This window comes from Nocardioides sp. zg-1228 (assembly GCF_017086465.1).
GTDB lineage: Bacteria > Actinomycetota > Actinomycetes > Propionibacteriales > Nocardioidaceae > Nocardioides.
Genome location: NZ_CP070961.1, coordinates 2,574,408 through 2,601,096, shown reverse-complemented (window position 1 = coordinate 2,601,096; position 26,689 = coordinate 2,574,408). Strand labels below are relative to the sequence as shown.

Annotated in this window: 29 protein-coding genes; 26 read left to right on the top strand and 3 right to left on the bottom strand. The window is 72.9% G+C overall.

What is annotated here, in order from left to right; translation table 11 throughout:
• Nucleotide 1 precedes the first annotated feature (1 nt).
• From JX575_RS12570 to JX575_RS12505, 14 genes are all read left to right on the top strand, one after another.
• A complete protein-coding gene (locus JX575_RS12570) occupies nt 2–655 on the top strand; it encodes a GNAT family protein (RefSeq protein ID WP_241005139.1) in 654 nt (217 codons plus the stop codon).
• 60 nt (nt 656–715) lie between these two features.
• On the top strand, nt 716–1,933 hold the full coding sequence (locus tag JX575_RS12565) for a hypothetical protein (RefSeq protein WP_186340930.1): 1,218 nt from the start codon (nt 716–718) through the stop codon (nt 1,931–1,933).
• Nucleotides 1,934–2,102: 169 nt separating this feature from the next.
• Nucleotides 2,103–2,651: a 30S ribosomal protein S16 gene (gene rpsP, locus JX575_RS12560; protein WP_186340931.1), complete on the top strand. Its 549-nt coding sequence runs from the start codon at nt 2,103–2,105 to the stop codon at nt 2,649–2,651.
• Between the two features lie 2 nt (nt 2,652–2,653).
• Nucleotides 2,654–2,896, top strand: coding sequence for an RNA-binding protein (locus JX575_RS12555; RefSeq protein ID WP_091196877.1), 243 nt, complete (start codon nt 2,654–2,656; stop codon nt 2,894–2,896).
• A gap of 95 nt (nt 2,897–2,991) precedes the next feature.
• Nucleotides 2,992–3,597: a ribosome maturation factor RimM gene (gene rimM, locus JX575_RS12550; protein WP_186340932.1), complete on the top strand. Its 606-nt coding sequence runs from the start codon at nt 2,992–2,994 to the stop codon at nt 3,595–3,597.
• Nucleotides 3,594–4,772: a tRNA (guanosine(37)-N1)-methyltransferase TrmD gene (gene trmD / locus JX575_RS12545; RefSeq protein ID WP_186340933.1), complete on the top strand. Its 1,179-nt coding sequence runs from the start codon at nt 3,594–3,596 to the stop codon at nt 4,770–4,772. Before rimM ends, trmD begins: the two co-directional genes overlap by 4 nt.
• Nucleotides 4,773–4,970: 198 nt before the next feature.
• On the top strand, nt 4,971–5,321 hold the full coding sequence (rplS, locus tag JX575_RS12540; RefSeq protein ID WP_186340934.1) for a 50S ribosomal protein L19: 351 nt from the start codon (nt 4,971–4,973) through the stop codon (nt 5,319–5,321).
• A 137-nt stretch (nt 5,322–5,458) separates the two neighbouring features.
• Entirely contained in the window at nt 5,459–6,226 is a 768-nt protein-coding gene (lepB, locus tag JX575_RS12535; RefSeq protein WP_186340935.1) for a signal peptidase I, read from the top strand.
• Nucleotides 6,223–6,969, top strand: coding sequence for a ribonuclease HII (locus JX575_RS12530; RefSeq protein ID WP_241005138.1), 747 nt, complete (start codon nt 6,223–6,225; stop codon nt 6,967–6,969). Before lepB ends, JX575_RS12530 begins: the two co-directional genes overlap by 4 nt.
• The gene (locus JX575_RS12525; protein WP_172259171.1) at nt 6,966–7,274 is read left to right on the top strand and encodes a DUF2469 domain-containing protein; all 309 of its coding nucleotides are present in this window, start codon (nt 6,966–6,968) and stop codon (nt 7,272–7,274) included. Before JX575_RS12530 ends, JX575_RS12525 begins: the two co-directional genes overlap by 4 nt.
• A 419-nt stretch (nt 7,275–7,693) precedes the next feature.
• Nucleotides 7,694–8,095: a YraN family protein gene (locus JX575_RS12520; protein WP_186340936.1), complete on the top strand. Its 402-nt coding sequence runs from the start codon at nt 7,694–7,696 to the stop codon at nt 8,093–8,095.
• A complete protein-coding gene (locus JX575_RS12515; protein WP_186340937.1) occupies nt 8,095–9,699 on the top strand; it encodes a YifB family Mg chelatase-like AAA ATPase in 1,605 nt (534 codons plus the stop codon). The genes JX575_RS12520 and JX575_RS12515 overlap by 1 nt, the downstream gene beginning before the upstream one ends.
• Complete coding sequence (gene dprA / locus JX575_RS12510) at nt 9,696–10,829, top strand: DNA-processing protein DprA (RefSeq protein ID WP_186340938.1); 1,134 nt, start codon at nt 9,696–9,698, stop codon at nt 10,827–10,829. The genes JX575_RS12515 and dprA overlap by 4 nt, the downstream gene beginning before the upstream one ends.
• Before the next feature lie 223 nt (nt 10,830–11,052).
• Entirely contained in the window at nt 11,053–11,952 is a 900-nt protein-coding gene (locus JX575_RS12505) for a tyrosine recombinase XerC (protein ID WP_186341252.1), read from the top strand.
• Nucleotides 11,953–12,035: 83 nt separating this feature from the next.
• On the opposite strand, the gene JX575_RS12500 is transcribed toward JX575_RS12505, so the two are convergent.
• Complete coding sequence (locus JX575_RS12500; RefSeq protein WP_186340939.1) at nt 12,036–12,635, bottom strand: peptidoglycan DD-metalloendopeptidase family protein; 600 nt, start codon at nt 12,633–12,635, stop codon at nt 12,036–12,038.
• A 464-nt stretch (nt 12,636–13,099) separates the two neighbouring features.
• Between JX575_RS12500 and rpsB the strand changes: the two genes are divergently transcribed.
• The 8 genes from rpsB to rlmN all read left to right on the top strand — a co-directional run bounded on the left by rpsB (nt 13,100) and on the right by rlmN (nt 19,619).
• Nucleotides 13,100–14,143: a 30S ribosomal protein S2 gene (rpsB, locus tag JX575_RS12495; RefSeq protein WP_186340940.1), complete on the top strand. Its 1,044-nt coding sequence runs from the start codon at nt 13,100–13,102 to the stop codon at nt 14,141–14,143.
• 77 nt (nt 14,144–14,220) lie between these two features.
• Nucleotides 14,221–15,033, top strand: a complete 813-nt coding sequence (gene tsf, locus JX575_RS12490) for a translation elongation factor Ts (RefSeq protein ID WP_186340941.1) — start codon at nt 14,221–14,223, stop codon at nt 15,031–15,033.
• Nucleotides 15,034–15,212: 179 nt separating this feature from the next.
• Nucleotides 15,213–15,932, top strand: a complete 720-nt coding sequence (pyrH, locus tag JX575_RS12485; RefSeq protein WP_186341253.1) for a UMP kinase — start codon at nt 15,213–15,215, stop codon at nt 15,930–15,932.
• Nucleotides 15,933–15,985: 53 nt separating this feature from the next.
• Nucleotides 15,986–16,540, top strand: coding sequence for a ribosome recycling factor (gene frr, locus JX575_RS12480; RefSeq protein ID WP_206054637.1), 555 nt, complete (start codon nt 15,986–15,988; stop codon nt 16,538–16,540).
• 11 nt (nt 16,541–16,551) lie between these two features.
• Entirely contained in the window at nt 16,552–17,445 is an 894-nt protein-coding gene (locus JX575_RS12475) for a phosphatidate cytidylyltransferase (protein WP_186340943.1), read from the top strand.
• 1 nt (nt 17,446) lies between these two features.
• Entirely contained in the window at nt 17,447–17,971 is a 525-nt protein-coding gene (locus tag JX575_RS12470; protein ID WP_186340944.1) for a histidine phosphatase family protein, read from the top strand.
• A gap of 112 nt (nt 17,972–18,083) precedes the next feature.
• Nucleotides 18,084–18,419, top strand: a complete 336-nt coding sequence (locus tag JX575_RS12465) for a hypothetical protein (RefSeq protein ID WP_186341254.1) — start codon at nt 18,084–18,086, stop codon at nt 18,417–18,419.
• Nucleotides 18,420–18,476: 57 nt separating this feature from the next.
• Nucleotides 18,477–19,619 carry a 23S rRNA (adenine(2503)-C(2))-methyltransferase RlmN gene (rlmN, locus tag JX575_RS12460; protein ID WP_186340945.1) on the top strand — a complete coding sequence of 381 codons (1,143 nt, stop codon included), beginning with the start codon at nt 18,477–18,479 and terminating at the stop codon, nt 19,617–19,619.
• 101 nt (nt 19,620–19,720) lie between these two features.
• Here the strand turns inward: rlmN and JX575_RS12455 are convergent, their stop codons facing one another.
• Both JX575_RS12455 and JX575_RS12450 read right to left on the bottom strand, forming a co-directional pair.
• Nucleotides 19,721–20,815 carry a Rossmann fold nucleotide-binding protein gene (locus JX575_RS12455; protein WP_186340946.1) on the bottom strand — a complete coding sequence of 365 codons (1,095 nt, stop codon included), beginning with the start codon at nt 20,813–20,815 and terminating at the stop codon, nt 19,721–19,723.
• 30 nt (nt 20,816–20,845) lie between these two features.
• Nucleotides 20,846–21,688, bottom strand: a complete 843-nt coding sequence (locus JX575_RS12450) for an RIO1 family regulatory kinase/ATPase (RefSeq protein ID WP_186340947.1) — start codon at nt 21,686–21,688, stop codon at nt 20,846–20,848.
• Nucleotides 21,689–21,998: 310 nt separating this feature from the next.
• Between JX575_RS12450 and JX575_RS12445 the strand changes: the two genes are divergently transcribed.
• The 4 genes from JX575_RS12445 to JX575_RS12430 are packed head-to-tail and all read left to right on the top strand — an operon-like array spanning nt 21,999 to nt 26,606.
• Nucleotides 21,999–23,492, top strand: a complete 1,494-nt coding sequence (locus JX575_RS12445; protein WP_186340948.1) for a M1 family metallopeptidase — start codon at nt 21,999–22,001, stop codon at nt 23,490–23,492.
• A 2-nt stretch (nt 23,493–23,494) separates the two neighbouring features.
• A complete protein-coding gene (locus JX575_RS12440) occupies nt 23,495–24,106 on the top strand; it encodes a hypothetical protein (RefSeq protein ID WP_186340949.1) in 612 nt (203 codons plus the stop codon).
• A gap of 38 nt (nt 24,107–24,144) precedes the next feature.
• On the top strand, nt 24,145–25,230 hold the full coding sequence (locus JX575_RS12435) for a 1-deoxy-D-xylulose-5-phosphate reductoisomerase (protein ID WP_186340950.1): 1,086 nt from the start codon (nt 24,145–24,147) through the stop codon (nt 25,228–25,230).
• A 29-nt stretch (nt 25,231–25,259) separates the two neighbouring features.
• Nucleotides 25,260–26,606, top strand: a complete 1,347-nt coding sequence (locus JX575_RS12430; RefSeq protein WP_186340951.1) for a site-2 protease family protein — start codon at nt 25,260–25,262, stop codon at nt 26,604–26,606.
• The last annotated feature ends 83 nt before the right edge of the window (nt 26,607–26,689 follow it).

Here is a 26,689-nt window from a genome sequence, read left to right as displayed (position 1 = left end):
CGTGAGCACCCTCGTCGACCTCTTCCCGCCCCTCGGCCTCCACGTGGTGGCCGGCCCGCTCGAGCTGCGCGGACTCACCGACGAGCTGATCCTCGAGGTGTGCGACCTCGCCGAGGCCGGCATCCACGACCCCGAGGAGATGCCGTTCTACTTCCCGTGGACGGCCGCCCCTCCGGGCCGGCTGGCCCGCAACACCGCCGCCTACCACTGGGGCAAGCGGGCGACGTTCTCCCCGGACGACTTCTGCCTCGACCTCGCCGTGCTGCTCGACGGCCGGGTGATCGGCTGCCAGGGCGTCGCCGCGAAGCACTTCCCGGTGACCCGGACCGGTGAGACCGGCTCGTGGCTGGGGCGCGAGCACCAGGGTCGCGGCCTGGGCACCGCCATGCGGCAGGCGATGTGCGCCCTGCTCTTCGACCACCTCGGGTTCGAGGAGATCACCTCCGCGGCGTTCCTCGACAACCCCGCCTCGCTGGGCGTCTCGCGCAAGGTCGGCTACCGGCCCACCGCGGTGAGCCGGATCAAGCGCCGCGAGGGCGAGCTCGCGCTCAACCAGGGACTGGTGCTGACGCCCGAGACATTCGTCCGGGGCGCCGAGCCGATCCGCGTCACCGGCGCCGACGCAGTGCGTGCCTTCATCGGTCTGGACGACTAGGGTCGGCGCCACCGGATCGGGGGGTCAGGGATGCGTCGTACGTCAGGTAGGGGAGCGGTCGTGACGCTCGCCGTCGCGAGCCTCCTGGTGCCGGTCGCGCCGGCCGGGTCGACGCCGTCCGCCGCCGCGCCCCGGTGCGCAGGCCGGGTCGCGACGATCGTCGGCACCGCGGGTGCCGACCGGCTGGTCGGCACCCCGCGCGCCGACGTCATCGTCGCCCTCGCCGGGCGCGACCACATCGACGCCCGCGGAGGCGACGACCTCGTCTGCGGCGGCCCCGGCGGTGACGTGATCCAGGGCGGCTCCGGGGACGACCGGCTGCTCGGAGAGGGCAACGACTGGCGCGCCGACCGGGGCGGGGTCCACGTCTTCGGCGACGTGCTCGACGGCGGCGCCGGCGACGACGTGCTCGACGTCGGTCCTGCCACTCCGGCGGCCGAGGACCTCGTCCGCGACCGGGTCGAGTTCCGCTCGGCGCCGGGAGCGGTGGTCGTCGACCTCGCTGTCGGCACCGCGACCGGCCAGGGCGAGGACGTCTTCCGGCGCGTGCCCCGCCTGTCGGTGCGCACCGGGGCGGGCGACGACACCATCCGGGGGACGGAGGGGGCCGACGACGTCGACGCCGGCCCCGGCGACGACACGGTGGTGCTGCTCGGCGGCGCGGACTTCTACCGCGAGGGCCGTACGTCGCTGTCCGACGACGACGTGGTCGACACGGGCAGGGGAGCAGATGTCGTACGGGCCGCGTCCGGTGCGGACCGGATCACCACGGGCAGGGGCGCGGACGACGTCACCCTCCGCGGCCGGGGCCCGGTCACGCTCGAGACGGGCCCGGCCAGCGACACGGTCGTCGCCCCGGCCACCGACCGGCCCGGGGCGTCGTACGACCTGGGGCCCGGCGCGGAGAACCACCTGTCCCTGGACCCGGGGCCGCTGGACGCCACGCAGGCAGGCCTGCCGATCCGTGTCGACGTCCCGGCCGGCCTGCTCACGCTCACCCTCGCCGGGGGGCCTGTCGACGCCCGGATCGCCGGCATCCGCAGGCTCGTGCTCGACCCCGGCTTCAGGATCGACTTCCTCGGCGGTGCGGCCGACGAGACCCTCGACGTGGCCCCGCGGGGATCGATCCCGCTCCATGCCGTGATGGGCGCCGGCGACGACCGCGTGTGGGGCACCCGGGGCGACGACCACATCGACGGTGGGGACGGTGTCGACACGGCCTACGGCGACGAGGGGGACGACACGTGCGTCAACGTCGAGGAGCCCACCGACTGCTGATCGAGGGCGGATTGGTCGTCGTGCGTCGCCTCTGGCAGAATCAGTCGTTGTGTCCTGCGTGCCCGGACCCTCTCTCCGAGCACGCAGCGCCCTTCGAGTGACCCGCACCGGTGACCCCACCTGGCAACGGTCCCTCACCCACGACAATTTCTGAGGAGACACCACAAACGTGGCCGTCAAGATTCGCTTGAAGCGCCTGGGCAAGATCCGGGTGCCGCAGTACCGCATCGTCGTCGTCGACTCGCGCAAGAAGCGCGACGGCAAGGTCCTCGAGGAGATCGGCAAGTACCACCCGAAGGAGGACCCGTCCTACATCGACGTCGTCTCCGACCGGGCGCAGTACTGGCTCGGCGTGGGCGCACAGCCCTCCGAGGCCGTCGAGGCGATCCTGAAGATCACCGGTGACTGGCAGAAGTTCAAGGGTCAGCCGGGCACCGAGGGGACCCTCCGGGTCAAGGAGCCCAAGCGTTCCAAGCTCGACATCTTCAACGAGGCCCTCAAGGAGGTCTCCGCCGAGTCCAAGGGCGGCGCGGTGACCTCGAAGAAGAAGGCCGAGAAGGCTGACGACAAGGCTGACGCCAAGTCCGACGCCAAGTCCGACGCCAAGTCCGACAAGGCCGAGGCGCCCGCCGAGGTGCCGGCCTCCGAGACGCCCGAGGGCGCTGCGGACGCCAACGCCGACCTCGAGAACGTCTCGGCCGCGGACAAGCAGGCCTGATCGTGCTCGCCGAGGCGCTCGAGCACCTGGTGCGGGGCATCGTCGACCACCCCGACGATGTCGTCGTCCGCGACAAGCAGCTGCGTCGCGGCTCCATCCTCGAGGTCCGGGTCCACCCCGACGACCTCGGCAAGGTGATCGGCCGCAACGGCCGCACCGCGACCGCCTTCCGCACCGTCGTCTCGGCCCTCGCGGGTCGGGGCGGCGCGCGGGTCGACTTCGTCGACACCGACCGGCGCCGCTGAGCGACCGACAGCCTCACGGACGGGCACCATCCCAGCGGGGGTGGTGCCCGTCCGGCATTTCCCGGGGATCGCCCGGGCGGCGATAGCCTCGGCGCGTGAACGAGGACAACGCTGGCGATGTCGAGGTCGTGGTCGGGCGCATCGGCAAGCCCCACGGGATCCGCGGCGAGGTCACCCTCGACGTACGCACCGACGAGCCCGACCGTCGCTTCGCCCCGGGGGCGACCCTGCGCGCGGAGGCCCCGGCCGGTGCCGACCGGCGCCCCGGCAGCCTGACCGTCGCCCGCGCCCGCTGGCACCAGAGCACCCTCCTCGTGACCTTTGAGGAGCTCGCCGACCGCAACGCCGCCGAGGCCGTGCGGGGCACGGTCCTCCACGCCACCATCGGCCGCGACGAGACCCCCGAGGACCCCGACGAGTTCTACGACCACCAGCTCGTGGGACTCGACGTGGTCGACGTCGACGGGAGCCCGCTCGGCACCGTCACGGCGCTCGTGCGCGGCTCCGCCCAGGACCTGCTGACGGTCCGCACGCCCGCCGGCCGCGACACGCTCGTGCCGTTCGTGTCCGCGCTGGTGCCCGAGGTCGACCTCGCTGCCGGCCGGGTCGTCGTCGCCGACCGCCCCGGTCTGGTCTCACCGTTCCCCGACGAGGTCCCCGACGAGGTCCCCGACGAGGTCACCGACGGGGACGAGTCGTGAGGATCGACGTCGTCACGATCTTCCCCGACTACCTCGCCCCGCTCGGGCTGAGCCTGCCGGGCAAGGCCCAGGACCGCGGCCTGCTCGACGTCGCGGTCCACGACCTGCGGCAGTGGACCACCGACCGGCACCGCACCGTCGACGACACCCCCTACGGCGGCGGCGCCGGGATGGTCATGAAGCCGGAGCCGTGGGGACGGGCGCTGGACGCCGTGGCGGCGGGGGCGACGATCGTCTTCACGACGCCCAGCGGCGAGCCGTTCACCCAGGCGCTGGCCCACGAGCTGAGCGGGCACGAGCACCTGGTCTTCGCGTGCGGACGCTACGAGGGCATCGACCAGCGGGTCATCGAGCACGCCGCGACCGTGGGCACGGTGCGCGAAGTCTCCCTCGGGGACTACGTCCTCAACGGGGGAGAGGTGGCCGCGCTGGCCATCACCGAGGCGGTCGTGCGGCTGCTGCCAGGCTTCATGGGCAACGCCGAGTCGCTCGTCGAGGAGTCGCACGCCGACGGGCTCCTGGAGTACCCCGTCTACACCAAGCCCGCGTCCTGGCAGGGACGCGAGGTCCCGGAGGTGCTGCTCTCGGGCGACCACGCCCGGATCGAGGCGTGGCGCCGCGAGCAGGCCGTCCACCGCACCGCCGAGCGTCGGCCCGACCTGCTGCGGGCCGACGCGCTCGTCGGCGCGCTGGGCGAGCTCGACGTACGCCCGGCCGTGCCCGCTGACGCCGGCGAGCTCTACACGCTCCAGCGGGCCTGCTGGCTCCAGGAGCTCGAGGCCAACCCCGGGGTCGAGATCCCGGCGCTGCGCGAGTCGCTCGACGACGTACGCCGCGGGCTGGGGGAGTGGACCGTCATGGTGGCCCGCGAGCCCTCCTCGGGCCGCCTGGTGGGCGCCGTGCGGGGTCGCCTCGACTCCCACGGCGAGTGGGACATCGGCCGGATCATGGTCGCCCCCGACCTGCAGGGCCGCGGGCTGGGCCGCGCGCTCCTCGAGCTCGTCGAGGGGCTCGCGCCGCCCGACGCGACGACCTACGTGCTGTTCACGGGGGCGGGCTCGACCGACAACCTCCGGATGTACAAGAAGGCCGGCTTCCGGCTGCGTGCGGATCGTCCCTCCCCGCCGGGAGCCGTGGTGCTGACCAAGCAGGTCCGGCGCCGGATTTCACGCTGACGCGCTCGCTCTGGCAGACTTCACCCTTGGTCCGCTCGAGGCCAGGGTCGCCCGGTCGCATCCTCCGATGCGCGCTCCGGGGTCCCGCCGCACCGCACCTGCCACAGGGGGCGCACCGGCCGGCCGCACCGGGCACCAGCCAAGTCCATCACCACCACGATCCGCGGCTGACCTGTGGCACCCGCGAGGAGCAACGACATGACCAACGTCATCGCCGAACTCGGCACCGCCATCAAGCGTGACGACGTCCCGGACTTCCGCGCCGGCGACACCGTCAAGGTCCACGTCAAGGTCATCGAGGGCAGCCGCTCGCGTGTCCAGGTCTTCCAGGGCGTCGTGATCCGCGTCCACGGCTCGGGCATCGGCCGCACCTTCACCGTGCGCAAGGTCTCCTTCGGCGTCGGCGTCGAGCGCACCTTCCCGGTCAACTCCCCGATCTTCGAGAAGCTCGAGGTCGTCACCCGCGGTGACGTGCGTCGCGCCAAGCTCTACTACCTGCGCAACCTGCGCGGCAAGGCCGCCAAGATCAAGGAGCGCCGCGAGGCGTGATCCGTCGAGCCACGCCCCCGGCGTGGACCCGACCAGGGACTCGTTAGTCTCTGCGAGTGACTTCTGATGACCGCGGTTCTTCGTCCCTCTCGACGGGCGAGGGACCGCGGTCGTCGCGTTCGGAGGAGGGCCCCGCGATGACCGGCGGCGCCCGCCCGGAGGCCGGACCGAAGGCCGGCCGCGGCAAGCGCAAGCAGCTCCCGCTGTGGCAGGAGACGATCCTCCTGCTCGGCGTCGCGCTGGTGCTCGCGATCGTCATCAAGACGTTCTTCGTCCAGGCCTTCTACATCCCCTCGGAGTCGATGGAGCCGGGACTGATCCTCAACGACCGGATCCTGATCCAGAAGGTCTCCTACTGGGGCGACGGCGAGCCCGAGCGCGGCGACGTCGTGGTGTTCAAGGACCCCGGTGGCTGGCTGCCGCCGGTCGACTCGGCCGGTCCCACCAACCCGGTCGCGAAGGCGATGGCGAAGGTCGGCCTCTACCCGACCGGCGGCCACCTCGTGAAGCGCGTCATCGGCGTCGCCGGCGACACCATCGAGTGCTGCGACGACAAGGGCCGCCTCATCGTCAACGGCACGCCGCTCGACGAGTCGGCCTACGTCAAGCGCGGCGGCGCGAGCTGCAACGGCCCGATGCCGACCAACGGCGCCTGCGACGAGGACTGGTCGGTCGGCCCGATCCCCGACGGCCACGTCTTCGTGATGGGCGACAACCGGTCCCGCTCGGCCGACAGCTCGCAGAAGATGTGCCGCAGCGACGAGACCGAGTGCGTGCCGGGCGACGAGTTCGTCCCGGTCGACCTCGTCGTCGGCAAGGTCTTCGTGCTGTTGTGGCCGGCCGACCGCTTCCGCTGGAACACCCGTCCCGACACGTTCGAGGACGTGCCGGCACCGTCCTCGTGACCGCCGTGTCCCACCTGCCGCCCGAGCCGCTTCCGGGCGGCTTCACCGTGCGCCGCGACGCCGGGATCTACGGCTACGAGCGCGCGCTGCGCCGGGCCGGCCTGGCGCCCGTCGCCGGGGTCGACGAGGCGGGCCGCGGCGCGTGCGCCGGCCCCCTGGTCGCGGGCGCGGTCGTCCTGCCGCCGGGGAAGGCGGGCATCGTCCCGGGGCTGGCCGACAGCAAGCTCCTCACCGAGGCCGCCCGCGAGCGTGTCTACGCGCAGGTGGTGCGCCGCGCGCTGGCGTGGTCGGTGGTGGTGGTGGACAGCGAGGAGTGCGACCGGCTCGGCATGCACGTCGCCAACGTCGAGGCCCTCAGGCGCGCGGTGGCGCGCCTGGAGACGCGCCCGTCGTACGTCCTCACCGACGGGTTCCCCGTCGACGGCCTCGGCGTGCCGGGGCTCGCGGTCTGGAAGGGCGACCGGGTGGCCGCCTGCATCGCCGCGGCCTCCGTGATCGCCAAGGTGACCCGCGACCGGCTCATGGTCGGGCTCCACGACGAGTGGCCCCACTACGACTTCCGCACCCACAAGGGCTACGTCACCGCCGAGCACGAGGCGGCGCTCGCCGAGCACGGCCCCTCTCCGGTCCACCGGATGCGGTTCGTCAACGTGCGCCGCGCGGCGGGCCTGGAGGCGGTGGCCGGGGACGAGGTGGCTAGTCTCGGCCGTGGGACGGGCAGCACCACCGAGGAGGACGCATGAGCGCCGAGGATCTCGAGAAGTACGAGACCGAGATGGAGCTCACCCTCTATCGCGAGTACCGCGACGTCGTCGGCATCTTCAAGTACGTCGTGGAGACCGACCGGCGCTTCTACCTGTGCAACCAGGTCGACGTGAAGGCGCGCTCCGAGAGCGGCGACGTGTTCTTCGAGGTGTCGATGACCGACGCCTGGGTCTGGGACATGTACCGCCCCGCCCGATTCGCCAAGAACGTCAAGGTGCTGACGTTCAAGGACGTCAACGTCGAGGAGCTCGCTCCCCAGGACATCGACCCTCCCAAGGACTGACCCGGCCGTCCTGCCGGTCCCGTCGCCGGGCTCGTGCCGGCGCGCGTCGTCGGCGTCCCCGCCGCGTGTCGTCGGAGTCCCCGCCGCGTGTCGTCGGAGTCCCCGCCGCGTGTCGTCGGAGTCCCCGCTCGCGTGTCGTCGGAGTCCCCGCTCGAGCGGGGACTCCGACACCTGGAGGGGGTTGCCACCGCCTCCAAGTGTCAGAACGGGCCTCCAGGTCGGGCCTCCAGGGTCGGGCCTCGTGCCGTGGGTCGTACGACGCCTCGCCGCGACCGCGGTGCCACCGACCTGGCCGCGGAGCGTCCACAGGCGCCCTGGTCCGGCCGTCCTCCACAGGCTGACGGCCCGACCGTCGAGGGGCGTCGGAGGGTCGCGGTGTGCTGGGTGCTCACCGACCCGCCCACCGGAAGGCACCCACGATGGCCCGACCCGCTGCCGCCTCTCCCTTCGCGCTCGACGCCGCCGCCGAGCATCGCCGCCGACTGGGGGCGCGCGGCGAGAGCATCGCGGTCCGACACCTCACCGGGCTCGGCCTGGTCCTGCTCGACCGCAACTGGCGCTGCGACGCAGGCGAGATCGACCTCGTCCTGCGCGACGGCGACGTCCTGGTGGTCTGTGAGGTCAAGACCCGCACGTCCACCGACTTCGGCACGCCGCTGGAGGCGATCGACCGGCGCAAGGCCGACCGGCTGCGGCGCCTGGCCGCCCGGTGGCTGCTGGCCCACGACTGCCATCCCGACGATGTCCGCATCGACCTGGTCGGCGTGCTCACCCCGCACGGCCGACCGGTCGAGGTCGAGCACGTCGAGGGGATCGGTTGATGGCCTTCGCGACCGCCCGCTCGCTGGCGCTCAAGGGTGCCGACGGCCACGTCATCGACGTCCAGGTCGACGTCTCCCCGGGCCTGGTCACCACCACGATCATCGGCCGCGTCGACAAGACGCTGTCGGAGGCCCGCGACCGGGTGCGCATGGCGATCAACAACGACTGCGGGCGCTGGCCGGCGACCAAGCGGGTCACGATCCTGCTGGCCCCCGCCGACCTGCCCAAGCGCGGCACCCACTACGACCTCGCGATCGCGATCGCCGTCCTCGCCGCCGACAAGTCGCAGCAGGAGCTGACGCCCGACCTGCTCGAGGGGTGGGCCTTCATCGGCGAGCTGTCCGTCGCCGGCGGGCTGCGGCCGGTGCCCGGGGTGCTGCCCATGGTCATCGCAGCGGCCGCCCACGGCATCAGCCGGGTGTTCGTGCCCGAGCCGCAGGCTGCCGAGGCGGCGTTGGTGCCCGGCATGACCGTGTTCGGCGTCCGGTCGCTCGCGCAGGTGTCCGCCGTGCTCCGCGGGGTCGAGGTGCCCGAGGCGCCGCCGGTGGTCGCCCCGTCTGCCAGCCCACTGGCGACGTGGCGCGGCGACGACCGCCTGGCCGACCTCGACCTGCGCGACCTCGACGGGCTGGAGGACGTCCGCTACGCCGTCGAGGTGGCGGCGGCCGGCGGCCACCCGATGATGCTGATCGGCCCGCGGGGGACGGGCAAGACGTCGATCGCGGAGCGTATCCCGACGATTCTGCCCGACCTCACCACCGAGCAGGCGCTCGAGGTGACGGCCCTGCACTCGGTCGCGGGTGCGCTCCCGCACGGAAGCGGCCTGTTGCGCCGACCTCCGTGGTTCGCCCCGCACCACTCCGCGACCGCGGCGAGCGTGCTCGGTGGCGGCACCGGCAGGGTCCGCCCCGGTCAGGTGAGTCTCGCCCACCACGGGGTCCTGTTCCTCGACGAGTTCCCGCACTTCCGCGCCGACGTCGTCGAGGCGATGCGCCAGCCCCTGGAGTCGGGCGAGGTGACCATCGCCCGGGGCGAGGAGTCGGCCACCTATCCGGCGCGCTCCCTGGTGGTCCTGGCGGCCAACCCCTGCCCGTGCGGCAACTTCCACGGCATGTCGGGCGGCAGCTGCGACTGCAGCGAGGTGCAGCGCTCCCACTACCGCCGCAAGCTCACCGGGCCGATCCTCGACCGGGTCGACATCTGGATGGAGGTACGCCCCCAACGCCGGCGCCGGGCCGTGTCGTTCGGGTCGGAGCCCGAGTCGTCGGCCGACGTGCGGGCCCGGGTGGCCGAGGCGCGGCAGCGCCAGGACCGCCGCTACCGCGACTGTGCCTGGCTCCTCAACTCCTCCTGCCCCGGGCCCGTCCTCGCCGAGCGCTGGCCGCTCGAGCCCGCGGCCCAGGCACTGATCGACGCGGCGCTGGCCGACGGCACGCTGACCCGCCGCGGGCTCACCCGCGTGCAGAGGCTGGCCTGGACGGTCGCCGACTGTGCGGGTGTGTGTCGACCCGGCGTCCGTGAGGCGGAGATCGCGCTTGCGCTCAGGTCCGACGACGCGGCCCGGAGCCTGCCGGCGCGCGTGGTCTCGGTGGCGGCGTCATGACCGGCGACCAGAGCCTGGCCGCCGACGCCGAACGACTCGCCCGGGTCGTGCTCAGCTGCGGTGTCGAGCCGGGCGACGGCAGGACGTCGTCGCTCGTCCGGCAGATCGGTGCCGTCCGAACGCTGGAGGACCTCCTGGTGCCCAAGTCCGACAGCTGCCTGGCCGAGCGCCTCGAGCAGGTCGACCCGGCCCGCCGGCTCGAGCAGGCCGCGAAGTGCGGCATCCGGTTCCTCGTCCCCGGCGACCCCGAGTGGCCGACCCCGCTCGACCAGCTCGACGACGCCATCACCGACCAGGGTGTGGGCGGGACTCCACCGGGGCTGTGGGTGAGGGGCCCGATGCCCCTCACCGAGCTCGCGACGTCCGCCGCCGTGGTCGGCTCCCGCACCGCGTCGGTCTACGGCATGGAGGTGACCCGCGGACTCTGCGACCGCGTCGCCGCAGCAGGCGTGCCGGTGGTCTCAGGTGGCGCGATCGGCATCGACTTCGTCGCCCACGACGCGACCCTCGGGGCCGGAGGGACGACAGCGGCAGTCCTGGCGTGCGGCGTCGACCGGGTCTACCCGGCGCAGAACCGCCCCCTGCTCACGCACCTCGCAGCCGAGTACGCCGTGATCTCGGAGCAACCCCCGGGGTCCGCCCCCACCCGGCCGCGCTTCCTCGCGCGCAACCGGCTGATCGCCGCCCTGACTCGCGGCACCGTGCTCGTCGAGGCCGCCCTGCGCAGCGGCGCGCTCAGCACCGCGGCGTGGGCCGAGGCGCTCAACCGGCCGGTCATGGGCGTGCCGGGCCCGGTGACGAGCTACACCTCGCAGGGGGTCAACCAATGGCTCAGGGAGGGGCGCGCCACGGTGGTGAGCGACGGCGCCGAGGTCCTCGAGCTGATCGGCGAGTCCGGCGAGCACCTCGTCGACGTGCGACGCGGTGAGCGACGACCGCGCGACACGCTCGGCCCCGTCGACCGACAGGTGCTGGAGTGGGTGCCGGTCGGCGCCCCGGCCAGTGTGGACTCGATCGCCCGCCTGGCCTCGCTGCACATCCGCCAGACCGAGGCAGCCCTCCAGCGGCTGCTGACCAAGCGTTTCGTCCGCTACGAGGAGGGCGGGTGGCGACTCGCGCCTGACACGTGACGGCCAGCCGCGCGCCTAGGCTGCCGGAGTGAGCAACGAAGGGACCCGCGCGGCCGCCCCCGAGGCCGCCTCCGAGGCCGGCGAGGCCGCCTCCGAGGCCGGCGAGGCCGCCCCCGAGGCCGGCGAGGCCGCCCCCGAGGCCGAGGGCGGCGCGGACGCCGAGGGCGGCGCGGACGCCGAGGGCGGCGCGGACGCCGAGGCCGCGAGCGGCCTGTCCGAGGCCATGGTGCGGCTGCTCGGCGACTACGAACGCCATCTCGTCTCCGAGCGCGACCTCGCGCCCCACACGGTGCGGGCCTACCTCGGCGACATCGCCGGCCTGCTCGACCACTGCGACCGGCTCGGCATCACCGAGGTGTCCGACCTCGACCTCCGCACCCTGCGCAGCTGGCTGGCGCGGCTGCAGACGACCGGCCGCAGCCGCACCACCATCGCGCGCCGCGCCACGGCTGCGCGCGTCTTCACCGCCTGGCTGCACCGCACGGGCCGGTTGGACGCCGATCCCGGTGCGGCGCTCGGGTCGCCGAAGAAGCACAAGACGCTCCCGCCGGTGCTGCGCGCCGACGAGGCCGAGGCCCTGATCAGGTCCGCCGCCGACCTCGCCGACGACGGCACCCCGGTCGGGGTGCGCGACGTCGCGATGCTCGAGCTGCTCTACGCCACCGGGATCCGCGTCGGGGAGCTCGTCGGGCTCGACATCGACGACCTCGACGCCGAGCGCCGCGTCGTGCGCGTCTTCGGCAAGGGCCGCAAGGAGCGCTCCGTGCCCTACGGCGCCCCGGCCGGCAAGGCCGTCGACCGCTGGCTGCGGGTCGGCCGTCCGCACCTGCGCGTCGAGGGGTCTGGTCCGGCGTTGTTCCTGGGGGTGCGTGGGCGCCGCATCGACCAGCGCGCCGTGCGCGAGCTCGTCCACCGCCGCATCGCCGACGTGCCCGGCGCACCCGACATCGGGCCGCACGGCCTGCGGCACACGGCGGCCACCCACCTCCTCGAGGGCGGCGCCGACCTGCGGTCGGTCCAGGAGCTGCTCGGGCACGCCTCGCTGGCGACGACCCAGCTCTACACCCACGTCACGACCGACCGGCTGCGACGGGCCTACCAGCAGGCGCACCCCCGGGCCTGAGCGGTCCTACGAGACCGCGCTGAGGGATGCCGGTCCGGATGACGCAGGGAGGGGCGGGCGGTGCCCGGCGGGCGGGGGAGTGCTCAGGCGAGCCAGTCCACCGGGCGCCGCCAGCGCGACAGTGGCGGGCTCCACGGCAGCCGGAGGGTCGCGGGCTCGTCGCGCCACAGGGGCAGCAACCGCACGGGTCCTCCGCCGACGAGCGACAGCGGGTCGAGGTAGACCCGGTCGTCGCCGTCCCCCTCGACGAGGCCCCAGTGCAGACAGGCGGCGGGGACGCAGTGCCCGTCGGCGATCACGAGGCGGCCGATCAGCTCCCCGGCGGCCACCTCCTGGCCGCGCTCGACGGACGCCACGACCGGCTCGTAGGTCGTCCGGCGGCCGCCGTGCAGCACGCTCACCACCGGCTTGCCGCCGATCGAGCCGGCGAACCCCACCGTGCCCGGCAGTGCCGCGCGCACGGCCTGGCCGGGCGCCCCGGCGAGGTCGACGCCGCGGTGGCCGGCGGCGTAGGGGTGGGGCGGCGGCTCGAAGGGGCGTACGACGTCGGGCTCGGGGTCGAGCGGCCAGACGCCGGTCGGCTCGTCGACCGCTCCGTCGGAAGGGCCCGCGCCGGACGGGGACGCGCCGAGCGTGACGGTCATCAGGAGCGCGCCGAGCACGGCGCCGAGGAGGGCTCGCATGCGCTCCACCCTCGCCCGACGATGCGCGCCGCGACCGCGCCGGCGCAGCGGCCTGTGGACGAGGGCCGCAAGGGCCGACCTGTGGACGTCCCGCGGACGCGTCCGGCCGGCCGGGAGGGCTCGAGCCCGACCGCTCGGCCCACGCTCGGCCCACGCTCGAGCGAGCACTCGCTGCGATTGGCCCCGCGGGGAGGGGCGGGCTTACGATGTGCGGAGCAGTCCACCCGGACTGACTTCGCACGCTCGCAGACCGCGTCGGAATGCATCCCTGGTTCCGGACCGCCCGTGGGCGTCGGTCCTCAGTTCGCGCCGGTCCCGCCGGCGTGATCGGACCGGCGCGCGAGCGTCAGGGCTCCCGGCACCCGCCGGGCGCAGCAACTGAAAACATCAGGAGCCCGCTCCCGGTCCGACCTGTCGCAAGGTCGGGCACGTCGGCGAGCGCCTCCGTCACCACAGGAGAACCCATGGCAGTCGTCACCATGCGCCAGCTGCTCGAGAGCGGCGTCCACTTCGGTCACCAGACCCGTCGCTGGAACCCGAAGATGAAGCGCTTCATCATGACCGAGCGCAACGGCATCTACATCATCGACCTGCAGCAGTCGCTCGCCTACATCGACCGGTCCTACGCGTTCGTCAAGGAGACCGTCGCCAAGGGCGGTGTCGTGATGTTCGTCGGCACCAAGAAGCAGGCCCAGGAGGCCATCGCCGAGCAGGCGACGCGCGTCGGGATGCCCTATGTCAACCAGCGCTGGCTCGGCGGCATGCTCACCAACTTCCAGACCGTGCACCAGCGGATCAACCGCCTCAAGGAGCTCGACGAGATCGACTTCGACGACGTCGCCGGCTCCAACCGCACGAAGAAGGAGCTCCTGCAGATGAAGCGGGAGCGCACCAAGCTCGACAAGACGCTCGGCGGCATCCGCGACATGACGAAGGTTCCTTCGGCCGTGTGGATCGTCGACACCAACAAGGAGCACCTGGCCGTCGAGGAGGCCCGCAAGCTGCGGATCCCGATCATCGGCATCCTCGACTCCAACTGCGACCCCGACGTCGTCGACTTCCCGATCCCGGGCAACGACGACGCCATCCGCGCGGTCGGCCTGCTGACCCGCGTGGTCGCCGACGCCGTCGCCGAGGGCCTCATCGCCCGCTCGGGCGCCAAGTCCGGCACGGCCGAGGGCGCCGTCGGTGCCGAGGAGCCCCTCGCCGAGTGGGAGCGCGAGCTCCTCGCGGGTGACGCCGAGAAGGCTGCTGCGGCCGCCACCGGTGACGCCGCCGCCGAGACCCCGGCCTCCGAGGCCACCGGTGCCGCTGCCGAGGCCCCGCAGGCCGACGCCGCCGCCGAGGCCGCGACCGACGCGCCTGCCGCCGGGAGCGACGCCCCGGCCGCCGAGGTCGCCGTCGAGGTCAACGCCGACGTCGACGCCGCTGCGGCCGAGGCCGCCTCGGTCGACACCGCCGCGGCCGTGAAGGACGCCGAGCCCGCCACCGACGAGCCCACGGCCTGATCGTCCCCGATCGCGGCGGCGCGCACGACCTGCGCGCCGCCGCGTCCGCATCCACCGAACTGCAAGGAAGAAGGACCATGGCCAACTTCACCGCTGCCGACGTCAAGAAGCTCCGCGAGCTCACCCAGGCCGGGATGATGGACTGCAAGAAGGCGCTGACCGAGACGGACGGCGACTTCGACAAGGCCGTCGAGCTGCTCCGCGTCAAGGGTGCCGCCAAGGCCGCCGCCCGCGGGGCCGAGCGCGAGACCGCCGCCGGCCTCGTCGCCACCTCGGGCAACGCGCTGGTCGAGCTCAAGAGCGAGACCGACTTCGTCGCGAAGAACGAGGAGTTCATCGCCAAGGCCCAGCAGATCGCCGACGTCGCCAACGCCGTCAAGGCCACCGACACCGAGGCCCTCAAGGCCGCCGAGCTCGACGGCAAGACCGTCGGCGAGGTCATCGAGGACCTCGCCATCACCATCGGCGAGAAGATCGAGCTGGGCGACGTCGCCTACTTCGACGGCAACACCGTCACCTACATGCACAAGCGTGCCGCCGACCTGCCGCCCGCCGTGGGCGTGCTGGTGGAGTTCGAGGGCGACGAGGCCGCAGCCCGCGCAGCCGCGATGCAGATCGCCGCGATGCGTGCCCAGTACCTCACCCGCGACGAGGTGCCCGCCGACGTCGTCGAGTCCGAGCGCTCGATCGCCGAGCAGAAGACCCGCGACGAGGGCAAGCCCGAGCAGGCGATCGCGAAGATCGTCGAGGGTCGCCTCGGTGGCTTCTTCAAGGAGATCGTGCTGCTCGAGCAGGAGTCGGTCACCGAGTCCAAGAAGTCGGTCAAGGCCGTCCTGGACGAGGCCGGCACCACCGTGAAGCGGTTCGCCCGCTTCGAGGTCGGCGCCTGAGCCAGCCCCACCCGAGACACCCGACGAGGGGTCGTACGCCACCGGCGTACGGCCCCTCGTCGCACGTCGGGAGGCGGGGTCGACCGCGAGGTGTCCCACCCCACCCCCGGGAGCCGCTCGGTTCGTCGGGCACCGCCGGGTCCGGTAGGTTTCGGGTGACCACCCAGGCGCTCGAAGGGATGCACGTGGCGTACAAGCGAGTCCTCCTCAAACTCTCCGGTGAAGTGTTCGGCGGAGGCGAGGTGGGGTTGAACCTCGACGTCATCAACGCCCTCGCGGGCGAGGTGGCCGAGGTCGCCAAGTCGGGCGTGCAGATCGCGATCGTCGTCGGAGGGGGCAACTTCTTCCGCGGCGCCGAGCTGCAGCAGCGGGGCATGGAGCGGGCCCGCGCCGACTACATGGGCATGCTCGGCACGGTGATGAACTGCCTGGCCCTCCAGGACCTCATCGAGAAGCACGGCGTCGAGACGCGCGTGCAGACCGCGATCACCATGGGCCAGGTCGCCGAGCCCTACATCCCGCGCCGGGCGATCCGCCACATGGAGAAGGGCCGCGTCGTGATCTTCGGCGCCGGCGCCGGCATGCCCTTCTTCTCGACCGACACCGTCGCCGCCCAGCGGGCGCTGGAGACGCGGTGCGAGGTCATCCTGATGGGCAAGCAGGGCGTCGACGGCGTCTACGACTCCGACCCCAAGACCAACCCCGCGGCGGTGAAGTTCGACCGCCTCACCTACGACGAGTACCTCGCCCGCGACCTCAAGGTCGCCGACGCGACCGGCATCGCGATGGCCCGCGACAACCGGATGGACATCGTCTTCTTCAACCTCTCCACGCCCGGCACGATCGTGCGGGCGGTGCGGGGTGAGAAGATCGGCACGCTGGTGAGCAGCTCGGCCTGACCGGGCCCGAGCCCACCCGCACCACGACGTACGAGGAGAGAGAGCACACCGTGATCAAGGACGTCATGAACGATGCCGACGCCAAGATGGGCAAGTCGGTCGAGTCGACGCGCGAGGAGTTCGCCGCGATCCGGGCCGGTCGCGCCAACCCGGCGATGTTCGCCAAGATCACGGCCGACTACTACGGCACCCAGACCCCGCTCCAGCAGCTGGCGAGCTTCTCCTCCCAGGACGCTCGCACGATCCTGATCCAGCCCTTCGACATGGGCGCGATGGGCAGCATCGAGAAGGCCATCCGCGACTCCGACCTCGGGGTCAACCCGGCCAACGACGGCAAGGTGCTGCGCTGCGTCTTCCCCGAGCTGACCGAGGAGCGTCGCAAGGAGTTCATCAAGCTCGCCCGGTCCAAGGCCGAGGACGGGCGCGTGTCGGTGCGCAACGTACGCCGCACGGCCAAGCAGTCCCTGGAGAAGCTCGAGAAGGACGGCGAGGTCGGCCAGGACGACGTCACGGGTGCCGAGAAGCGCCTCGACGCCCTCACCAAGACCCACACCGACAAGATCGACGAGCTGCTCAAGCACAAGGAAGCCGAGCTGCTCGAGGTCTGAGCGCCCCATCGATGACCACTCCTGACCCTCCGGCGGCGCCGGCCCCGCCGCCGCAGCCGGCCCACGGCCGTGCCGGCCGCGACCTCAAGGCAGCCATCACGTCCGGTGTGCTGCTGGTGGGCGCCGTCCTGCTGTCGCTGGTGCTGTGGAAGCCCGCCTTCATGGGCATCGTCGCGATCGCCGTCGTGGTCGCGGTGTGGGAGCTGCACCGCGGCCTCGCGGTCAAGGGCATCGACATGCCGGAGCAGCCGCTGATGCTCGGCGGCGTCGTGATGGTCGTGGTGGCCTACGTCTGGGGCGCTCCCGCGCTGGTGACCGCCACCGCGGTCACGGCGCTGGTCGTGATGCTGTGGCTGCTGCGCCGCGGCGTCGACGGCTACGTCAAGAACGCCACCGCGTCGGTCTTCACGCTCGTCTACGTCCCGTTCCTCGCCTCGTTCGTCGCGCTGCTGCTCGGCCAGGGGGGCACGGCGCCCGGCTTCGGCCTGGACGTCGACGACCCGGGCGTGCGCGGCGTGATCACCTTCATCGCGATCACGGTCGCCTCCGACATCGGCGGCTACGTCGCGGGCGTGCTGTTCGGCAAGCACCCGATGGCCCCGGTCATCTCGCCGAAGAAGTCGTGGGAGGGCTTCGCCGGGTCCATGACCGCCACCGTCGCGGTGGGCGTGTGGCTGGTGACGGCGTTCCTCGGCGGCGACTGGTGGGTCGGCGTGCTCCTCGGCGTGATCGCCGCGGTGATGGCGACCCTCGGCGACCTGTGCGAGTCGGTGATCAAGCGCGACCTCGGCGTCAAGGACATGAGCCACGTCATCCCCGGGCACGGCGGGCTGATGGACCGGCTCGACTCCCTGCTGGCCACGGTGGCCCCGATCTGGCTGGTCCTCTACTACCTCGTGTTCTGACGTGACCCTCCACCTCGTCCGCCACGGTCGCCCGCTGATCCGGCGCTCCGTCCCCGCCGCCCAGTGGGACCTCGACCCGGCGTCGTACGACGACGTGTGGGCGCTGCGGTCCTCCGGGCGCCTGCCCACGGCGGCGGCGTGGTTCGCCTCGCCCGAGCCCAAGGCGGTGCAGACCGCCCAGCTGCTCACCGACGGCGACGTCGGGATCCTCGACGACCTCCGCGAGCACGAGCGGTCGGGGGAGTGGGTCGACGACTTCGCCGGCGCCGTCCGCCGGGCGTTCGCGGACCCCGACGCGCCGGCCGTCGCGGGGTGGGAGCCGCTCGCGACGTGCCGCGAGCGGGTGGTGCCCGCCGTGCGGCGGGTGCTCGACGTGCACGGCTCCGACGACGTCGTCCTCGTCGGCCACGGCACGGCCTGGACGGTCGTGGTCGCCGCCCTCACCGGCCGGCCGCCCGACCTGCGCCGGTGGGAGTCGCTCGCGATGCCCGACGTCCTGACCGTCGAGCCTGACCGTCGAGCCTGACCGTCGATCCCTGACCGTCGATCCCTGACCCCGGCGCGCCCCTCCGACGTCGCCGTCCCCGCGCGCCCCGTGCACGGCGGGACCCCCGAGCGCCTAGGGTGTCGGCGTGGAGATGCAACAGGAGCACGAGGTGTCGCACGAACGGCACTTCGAGTGGTGGCACCACAGCCACCCGACGTTCGCGGGCATCACCGGCTTCTTCGCCGGGATGCTCTTCGTCACCGCGCTGCCCGGGGCGTTCGCCGCGATCCTCCGGCTGCTCTTCTCCTACGAGACCGCCGAGCGGCTCTTCCCGTTCGTGCTCCTCGCGCTGGCGCTCCCGATCGCGATGCTCGTCAAGCGCAAGACCCGCCGGTTCGCCCAGTTCATGTTCGTCGGCATGGTGGTGACCGCCCTCGTCGTCGGCGGCGTCGCGTCGCTGGTGCTCTACTTCATGGTCGACGCCTGACCCGCTGAGCGGTCTGCGAATCGCGCCGCCGACCGCCGGGGTGGGACAATCGCCACGATGTCCGAGACGCCGACCGACCAGCAGCCGATCACGACCCTGCCCCTCGTGTTCAACGAGCCGCGGGGCCGCAAGAAGCCCCCGCGCCACCTCGCCGACCTCGACGAGGCCGGGCGCAAGGCGCTGCTCGAGGAGATGGGCCTGCCCGGCTTCCGCGCCAAGCAGCTCAGCAACCACTACTTCACCCGCCTCGTCGACGACCCGGCCGAGATGACCGACCTGCCCGCCGGCCAGCGCGACGAGCTCGTCTCGGCGCTGCTGCCCGACCTGATGACGCCGCTGCGCACCCTGGAGGCCGACAAGGGCACCACGCGCAAGACGCTGTGGCGGCTCTTCGACGGCGCCCTGGTCGAGTCGGTGCTGATGCGCTACCCCGACCGCGCCACGGTGTGCGTCTCCAGCCAGGCCGGCTGTGGCATGGCGTGCCCCTTCTGCGCCACCGGCATGGGCGGCCTGCAGCGCAACATGTCGACCGCCGAGATCGTCGAGCAGGTCGTCGCAGGCGCCCGGTCGATGGCACGTGGCGAGGTGCCGGGCGGTCCCGGCCGCGTCTCCAACGTCGTCTTCATGGGCATGGGCGAGCCCCTGGCCAACTACAAGGCCGTCATCGGTGCCGTACGACGCCTCACGGACCCCTCGCCCGCCGGGCTCGGCATGAGCGCGCGCGGCATCACCGTCTCCACCGTCGGCCTGGTCCCGCGGATCAACCAGCTCGCCGACGAGGGCATCCCGGTCACCCTGGCACTGAGCCTGCACGCGCCGGACGACGAGCTGCGCAACGAGCTCGTCCCGATCAACACCCGCTTCTCCGTGGCCGAGACCGTCGAGGCGGCCTGGAACTACGCCGCGAAGACCAAGCGCCGCGTCTCGATCGAGTACGCCATGATGCGCGGCATCAACGACCAGGCCCACCGGGCCGACCTGCTCGCCGACGTGCTCAACTCCTACGGCGACTGGGGGTGGGTGCACGTCAACCTGATCCCGCTCAACCCCATCGAGGGCTCGAAGTGGACCGCGTCCGACCCGGCCGACGAGCGCGAGTTCGTCCGCCGGCTCGAGGCCAAGGGCATCCCGACCACGGTGCGTGACACCCGCGGCCGCGAGATCGACGGCGCCTGCGGCCAGCTCGCGGCCAAGGAGTAGCGGCCAAGAAGTAGCGGCCAAGGAGTAGCGGCCAAGGAGTAGCGGCCGACAGTCGGCCCGCGGTCGGCCAGCAGTCCGAGGAGTGGCAGGCGCCGGCGCGGTCAGCCCCCGGCGCGGTGGCCCGCACCCGCCCGCACGACGTCGACGGCCTCCTCGACGGTGTCGACGAGGTGGACGTGCGGCTCCATCGCCCGGCCCGCGGCCAGGGCCTGCAGCAACGGCCAGACCGGCAGGTCCTCGGTCCAGTGGCGACGACCCACGAGCACCATCGGGGCGACCGCGGTCAGGTCGGCGTAGTAGTTCTCGCAGGCGTCCTGGAAGACCTCCTGCACGGTGCCGGCCGCGCCGGGCAGGAAGACGATGCCGGCGGTGCACACCTCGAGCAGCAGGGCCTCGCGGGGAGCGTTGGCGAAGAACTTCGCGATCGAGGTGGCGAACACGTTGGACGGCTCGTGGCCGTAGTGCCAGGTGGGGATGCCGAGCGACTCGCGTCCGGTCCCGGTGGCGGCGACGACGTCGAGGGCCGTGCGCGCCCAGGCGCCCACGTCGGGTCGGAAGGACGGCACGGCTGCCACGGCCGCGAGCGCGCCGGCCAGGTCGCCGGGGACGAACGCGCCGAGGTTGGCCGCCTCCATGGCCCCCGGCCCGCCGCCCGTCGCCACGGTGAGGTGGTCGCCGAGCGCGTGCCCGAGGCGCGCCGCCTCGACGTACGCCGGGCTCCCGCGCTCGAGGGCGTGCCCGCCCATCACGCCGACCACGTCGCGTCCGGCCACCCAGGCGGCCAGGGCGGCGTCGACGTGGTGGTCGTGCAGCGCCATCGCCAGGGTGTCGTCGGCGCTGGTGTCGCCGCGCGACCAGGCGTAGGCGCGGGCGTCGAGGGTGGCGGCGTAGCGGGGTGAGTCGTAGAGCTCGGCGGGGGAGTAGAGGCTCGCGCGGTAGGGGTCGACCGGGGTCCCGGGGATCTCGTGGAGCACGACCGCCCCGGCGCGGCGCACGGCGTCCTCGTCGTCGTCGGTGAGGTCGCACCCCAGGAACAGCGCCTGGTCGAGCGAGCGCTCCAGCAGGGCCGGGCCGCGCCGGGTCAGGTCGAGGCCCAGCAGCCGCCAGCCGGAGAGCGAGCGGGCACCGGCCGCCAGCCTGTGGTCGAGGTCGGCCAGGGTCGTGACGTCGACGACGCGTCCGTGGGTGTGCTTCACGCGCCCCAACCTAGGGTGCCCGGCGGCACCTCAGAAGGCGTGGGCCATCAGCTCACCGAACAGCTCCTGCTCGTCGGCCTCGAGCCCGCGCGAGCGGAACCAGGCGCACATGTTGGCGCAGTCGCGCAGCAGGAAGTCCATGCCGCGCGGGTTGCCGACGAGGTCGACCATCTGCGGCAGGTCGATGATCACGAGCCGGTCACCGGCCGCCAGGGTGTTGTAGGGCGACAGGTCGCCATGGACCTGACCGGCCTGGACGAGGGTGGTCAGCGCGTCGCGCAGCTGCTCGTAGTAGCTCTCGACGAGCGCCCGCTCGGGGCGGACCTGGGCCACGCGGGGCGCGGTCTCGACCTCGCCGTCGACGCGGTGGGTGATCCACTCCATGACGATCTCGGTCTCGTCGATCTGCACCGGATAGGGGACGGGGAGGCCCAGCTCCCAGCAGCGGCGCAGGGCGTTCCACTCCGAGGCCGCCCACTCCCCGGCCGCGACCTGGCGACCCCAGGTGGACTTGCGCTTGAGGGCACGGTTGTCGCGGGACCGCTTCATCGACCGGCCCTCGGTGTAGGAGGCCGCCCGGTGGAACGTGCGGTGGTCGGTGTCGCGGTAGCGCTTGGCGGCCATCACGACCGCCTCGTCGGGCCGATGGGGGTCCGCGCGCTCGATGAGGAAGACGTCGGCCTCCTTGCCGGTCTTGAGCACGCCGAGGTCGGTGTCGATGGCGCCGCTGGAGGTCACGACCCAGTCGGGGCGTGGCTCCGGGCCCTTCATCAGGGCCTCGAGGTCCTCCCAGCGCGACCAGCGCTGGCCCTCGCCGAGCTCGTCGGCGTAGGCCTGGTAGTCGAAGACGAACGACTCGTCGACGTCCTCCATCGGCGGACGGTCGTCGGCGCGGAGGAAGTCCTCGGGGAAACCGGGGGCGGGCGGGTCGGGCGTCGGGTCAGACGCGGGGTGGGGCGTGTGGTGTGACGGGAGGTGCGACAACGTGGGTGCTCCGTGGGTGCGAGAGGTGGTCGGCGGGCAGGCCGAGGACAGCGATGGACATGTCACGGCTCCTCTCGTCACGGGGCGCGGCGTGCAGCGGGCACGCGGCGGGCGGACGCGCGGGCGCGCGTCACCGGGTCCATGCTGACGGTCGCGGCGAGCCCCCCGCAACGCATTTGATTCGCGCTAGGTTCGGACGGTGAGCATCCGAGCCCTCTCCCGGCCCCTGCTGTCCTCCGTGCTCGCCGCGGTGCTGGCGGTGGGGATCACCGGCGCCGCGGCGACCGCCGACCCTCCCGCCGCCGACCCCGCCAACCCCGCCGGGCCCGCAGGCGCTCCCGCGGGGGCGCTCCTGGGGGCTCCCGTCGACGGGGCGCCTGGCATCGGCGACCCCTACTGGCCGCTCGACGGCAACGGCGGCATCGACGTGCGCCGCTACCAGATCGCCAACCGCTACGACCTGGCCACCAAGCGGCTGGCGGGTCGTACGACGATCGAGCTGACGGCGACGCAGGACCTTGCGAGCTTCTCGCTCGACTTCCTCCTCAGGGTGTCCGCGGTCAGCGTCGACGGTCGGAAGGCGCTCTTCACCAGAACCGACGGCGGCCACGAGCTGCGGATCACCCCCGACCAGCCACTGGCCGCCGGCACCGAGCACACCGTCGTGGTGGTCTACGCCGACAAGCCGGCCAGGTACGCCTACGCGGGCGAGCGCAACTGGCTGGCCAGCAAGCGCGAGGTCGTCACGATGAACGAGCCGCACATGGCGCCGTGGTGGTTCCCGGCCAACGACCACCCGCTCGACAAGGCCCTCGTCGACGTGAGGATCCGCGTGCCCAACGGCCGCGAGGTCGTCTCCAACGGGAAGCTGCGCGGGCGTGACGTGGGCAGGAGCACCACCGAGTGGCACTGGCGGGCCGACGAGCCGATGGCGCCCTACCTGGCCTTCTTCGCAGCCGGTGACTTCACCATCGCCAAGGGCCGGCGCGGCGGCCTGCCGTGGCTGGTCGCGGTCTCCCAGCAGCTGAGCCAGGACGAGCAGCGCGCGAGCATGCGGCTGATGAAGCGGACCCCCGCCGTGGTCGCGGGTCTCGAGAAGGACCTGGGCCCCTACCCGTTCTCCGTCGTCGGAGGCATCACCACCGGGCTCGACCCCGGCTTCGCGCTGGAGAACCAGACCCGGCCGACCTATCCGGCGGTCGGCGCCGGCTACACCACCCTCGTCGTGCACGAGCTCGCGCACCAGTGGTTCGGCGACGACATCGCCGTCGAGGGCTGGTCCGACATCTGGCTCAACGAGGGCTTCGCCAGCTTCATGGAGTGGCGCTGGACCGAGACCCACGGCGGCCGGTCGGGCGACGCGATCCTGCGCAGCTACTACGACAGCATCGCGGCCGGCTCCGACGTCTGGACCGTGCCGGTCGGCGACCCGGGGGCGGCGAGGATCTTCGACCAGGCCGTCTACGGTCGCGGCGCGATGACGCTGCAGGCCCTGCGCAACCGTGTCGGCGACGAGGCCTTCTGGCGCGTCGTGCGCGCCTGGACCCGCGAGCAGCGCGGCGGCAACGGCTCCACGGAGGAGTTCGAGGAGCTGGCGGCCCGCGTCAGCGGGCACGACCTCAGCGCGTTCTTCGACGCCTGGCTGCGCACGCCCGCCAAGCCGGCGCGCACGGCCGACAACGGCCTGGGGTGACGATGACGCGCGACACCGCCGCCGTCACCTGGTTCCGGGCCCCGTCCGGCGACGATCCCGGCACCCTCAACGCCTGCTACAACGCCCTCGACATCCACGTGGTCCGCGGCCACGCCGACGACGTCGCGGTCGTCCTCGACGGCACCCCCCGGACCTTCGCGTGGATGCTGAGCGAGGTCGCCGCCTGCGCGGGCGTGCTCCGCGCCTTCGGCGTCGGGGTGGGCGACCGGGTGGTCCTCGGCTCCGTGCCACAGCAGGCCGGCGTGCTGGTCGTGCTGGCAGCCGCCCGGGTGGGCGCGGTCGTGGAGCACGACGACTCGCCCGGCGCCACCGGCAAGGTCGTGGTCCGCGGCGGGCCCGGCGGTCTCGGGTTCACCGTCGACGGCGAGCACGTGCCGTGGGACGTCGCGCTGCGCGCCGGGCGTACGGACCCGGGCGGGTGCGCCGACGTGCCCGGCGACGCGGTGCTGTCACGCCACGGTGCCGACACCCTCACCGTGCTCGACGCCCTCGGCGCCTCCGACGACCACGGCTCGTCCGCACCCGCCGGGGCCGCGCTCGTGGAGGTCGGCGGGCTGACGGTGTGGGCGTTCGACGCGCCGGAGGCCGACTGACGTCCTACGCCCGACGGCGACGCTGACACACTGCGGGGGTGACTGCGCGCGACATCGTGATCCTCGGCTCCACCGGCTCGATCGGCACCCAGGCGCTCGACCTGGTGCGCGCCCACCCCGACCGGTTCCGCGTCGTCGGCCTGACGGCCGGCGGCTCGCACCCCGAGCTCTTCGAGGCGCAGGTCGCGGAGTTCGCGCCGGAGTTCTCCGGGCTCGGGGAGGAGGCCTCGGTCGAGGCCGCCTCACGCACGTGCGACGTCGTGCTCAACGGCATCACGGGCGCCGTGGGGCTTCGGCCCACCCTGGCGGCGCTCGACGCCGGCACCCCGCTCGCCCTGGCCAACAAGGAGTCGCTGATCATCGGCGGTCCGTTGGTCAAGGAGCGCGCGCGACCCGGCCAGATCGTGCCCGTCGACTCCGAGCACAGCGCCATCGCGCAGAGCCTGCGCGCGGGCTCCGCCGACGAGGTACGCCGGCTCGTCCTCACCGCGTCCGGCGGCCCGTTCCGCGGGTGGTCGGCCGACGCGCTGGCCGGGGTCACCCCCGAGCAGGCGCTCGCCCACCCCAACTTCGCGATGGGCCGGGTGATCACCACCAACTCGGCGACGCTCGTCAACAAGGGCCTCGAGGTCATCGAGGCCCACCTGCTCTTCGACATCCCCTTCGACCGCATCGACGTGGTGGTCCACCCCCAGCAGCTCATCCACTCGATGGTGGAGTTCGTCGACGGCGCCGTGGTCGCGCAGCTCGGCCTGCCGACGATGCTGGTGCCCATCGCGCTCGGGATGGGCTGGCCCGACCGGGTCCCCGACGCCGAGGCGCCCATCGACTGGACCCGGGCCGCCGACTGGCGCTTCGAGCCGCTCGACGACGTCGTCTTCCCGGCCGTCACGCTCGCCCGCGCGGCGGGGGAGCTGGGCGGCACCGCGCCCGCGGTCTACAACGCCGCCAACGAGGTCGCCGTCGACGCCTTCCACGAGGGTCGGCTGGGCTTCCACGAGATCGTCGTCACGGTCGCCCACGTCCTCGAGCGCCACGACGTACCATCGAAGGAGCACCTCACCGTCGACGACGTGCTCGCCGCCGACGCCTGGGCGCGAGCCGAGGCCGCGGCCCTCATCTGACGTCTGCTCCCGAAGGATCACGCTCACACATGTCCGCCCTGCTCTACACCCTGGGTGTCGTCGCCTTCGTCGTGGCCATCCTGGTCTCGATCGGGCTCCATGAGTTCGGACACCTCGTGCCGGCCAAGAAGTTCGGCTGCAAGGTGCCGCAGTGGTTCATCGGCTTCGGGCCGACCGTGTGGAGCCGCACGATCGGTGACACCGAGTACGGCATCAAGGCCATCCCGCTCGGCGGCTACGTCAAGATCGTGGGGATGCTGCCCCCGGGCGCCGAGCACCTCGTCGAGGAGACGACCTACGACGAGGACGGCGAGCCCGTCCACAAGGTGCGCCGGTCCAACACCGGGATGTTCACGCAGCTGATCTCCGACGCCCGCGCCGCGGAGTGGGAGTACGTCAAGCAGCACGACACCGACCGCCTCTTCTACCGCCTCCCGTGGTGGAAGAAGGTGATCGTGATGGCGGGCGGCCCGATGGTCAACATCGCCATCGCGTTCGGCCTGTTCGCCGTGCTGTTCGCCACCTACGGCAACCCCCGCGACGAGGTCGTCGAGCCGGTCGTCGCGGCCGTGCCCGAGTGCGTCATCCCGGTCGAGGAGCAGGGCCGCGCCTGCACGGCCGACGACCCGCCGACCCCGGCGAAGGAAGCGGGCATCCAGCCCGGCGACGAGATCCTGAGCTTCAACGGCACCCCGTTCCGCGACTGGGAGAGCCTCCAGGCGCAGATCCGCGCCAACGCCGACGGCGACGCCGTCATCGAGGTGCGCCGCGGCGACGAGCAGCTCACGCTGACCACCAACACCACCGTCACGCTGCGCCAGACGTCGGTCGAGGACGAGACGCTCACCGAGGTCGGCTTCCTCGGCGTGCAGCCGGAGACCCGCTTCGAGACGGGCGGGCTCGTCTACACCGCCGCGCAGATGAAGACGATGGCCGCGGAGACGCTGAAGGCCCTCGGCCAGCTGCCGGTGAAGGTCTACGAGGTGGGCCGCGCCGTCGTCGGCCTGCAGGAGCGCGACCCGGAGAGCCCGGTGTCCATCGTGGGCGGGGGTCGGTTCGCCGGCGAGGCGGCGTCCAGCGAGGCGTTCCCGGTGACCGAGAAGGTCGTCACGCTGCTGTTCCTGGTCGCGAGCTTCAACTTCTTCATCGGCATGTTCAACTTCGTGCCGCTGCTGCCGCTCGACGGTGGTCACATCGCCGGCGCGCTCTACGAGGGCCTCAAGCGCGGCCTCGCCCGGCTTCGCGGGCGGCCCGACCCCGGGCACGTCGACGTCGCCAAGCTCCTGCCCGTCGCCTACGTCGTGGGGCTGGCGATGCTGGTCATGGGCGTCGTGCTCATCGTCGCCGACATCGTCGTCCCCCTGCGCCTGAGCTGATCGGGCCGCGCGTCGCGCGATCGGCGGACGCGGTCGGGGGCGGTGTGCGATCCTGCCCGGAGGCACCGCTGCCGGGCCCGGCG

Excerpts from the sequence above, each read along its gene's own strand:
- rplS (WP_186340934.1), top strand. The coding sequence starts at position 4,971 with ATGACCAACGTCATCGCCGAACTCGGCACCGCCATCAAGCGTGACGAC.
- lepB (WP_186340935.1), top strand. The coding sequence starts at position 5,459 with ATGACCGGCGGCGCCCGCCCGGAGGCCGGACCGAAGGCCGGCCGCGGC.
- JX575_RS12525 (WP_172259171.1), top strand. The coding sequence starts at position 6,966 with ATGAGCGCCGAGGATCTCGAGAAGTACGAGACCGAGATGGAGCTCACC.
- JX575_RS12520 (WP_186340936.1), top strand. The coding sequence starts at position 7,694 with ATGGCCCGACCCGCTGCCGCCTCTCCCTTCGCGCTCGACGCCGCCGCC.
- JX575_RS12515 (WP_186340937.1), top strand. The coding sequence starts at position 8,095 with ATGGCCTTCGCGACCGCCCGCTCGCTGGCGCTCAAGGGTGCCGACGGC.
- dprA (WP_186340938.1), top strand. The coding sequence starts at position 9,696 with ATGACCGGCGACCAGAGCCTGGCCGCCGACGCCGAACGACTCGCCCGG.
- JX575_RS12505 (WP_186341252.1), top strand. The coding sequence starts at position 11,053 with ATGGTGCGGCTGCTCGGCGACTACGAACGCCATCTCGTCTCCGAGCGC.
- JX575_RS12500 (WP_186340939.1), bottom strand. The coding sequence starts at position 12,635 with ATGCGAGCCCTCCTCGGCGCCGTGCTCGGCGCGCTCCTGATGACCGTC.
- rpsB (WP_186340940.1), top strand. The coding sequence starts at position 13,100 with ATGGCAGTCGTCACCATGCGCCAGCTGCTCGAGAGCGGCGTCCACTTC.
- tsf (WP_186340941.1), top strand. The coding sequence starts at position 14,221 with ATGGCCAACTTCACCGCTGCCGACGTCAAGAAGCTCCGCGAGCTCACC.
- pyrH (WP_186341253.1), top strand. The coding sequence starts at position 15,213 with ATGCACGTGGCGTACAAGCGAGTCCTCCTCAAACTCTCCGGTGAAGTG.
- JX575_RS12475 (WP_186340943.1), top strand. The coding sequence starts at position 16,552 with ATGACCACTCCTGACCCTCCGGCGGCGCCGGCCCCGCCGCCGCAGCCG.
- JX575_RS12465 (WP_186341254.1), top strand. The coding sequence starts at position 18,084 with ATGCAACAGGAGCACGAGGTGTCGCACGAACGGCACTTCGAGTGGTGG.
- rlmN (WP_186340945.1), top strand. The coding sequence starts at position 18,477 with ATGTCCGAGACGCCGACCGACCAGCAGCCGATCACGACCCTGCCCCTC.
- JX575_RS12450 (WP_186340947.1), bottom strand. The coding sequence starts at position 21,688 with ATGGAGGACGTCGACGAGTCGTTCGTCTTCGACTACCAGGCCTACGCC.
- JX575_RS12440 (WP_186340949.1), top strand. The coding sequence starts at position 23,495 with ATGACGCGCGACACCGCCGCCGTCACCTGGTTCCGGGCCCCGTCCGGC.
- JX575_RS12430 (WP_186340951.1), top strand. The coding sequence starts at position 25,260 with ATGTCCGCCCTGCTCTACACCCTGGGTGTCGTCGCCTTCGTCGTGGCC.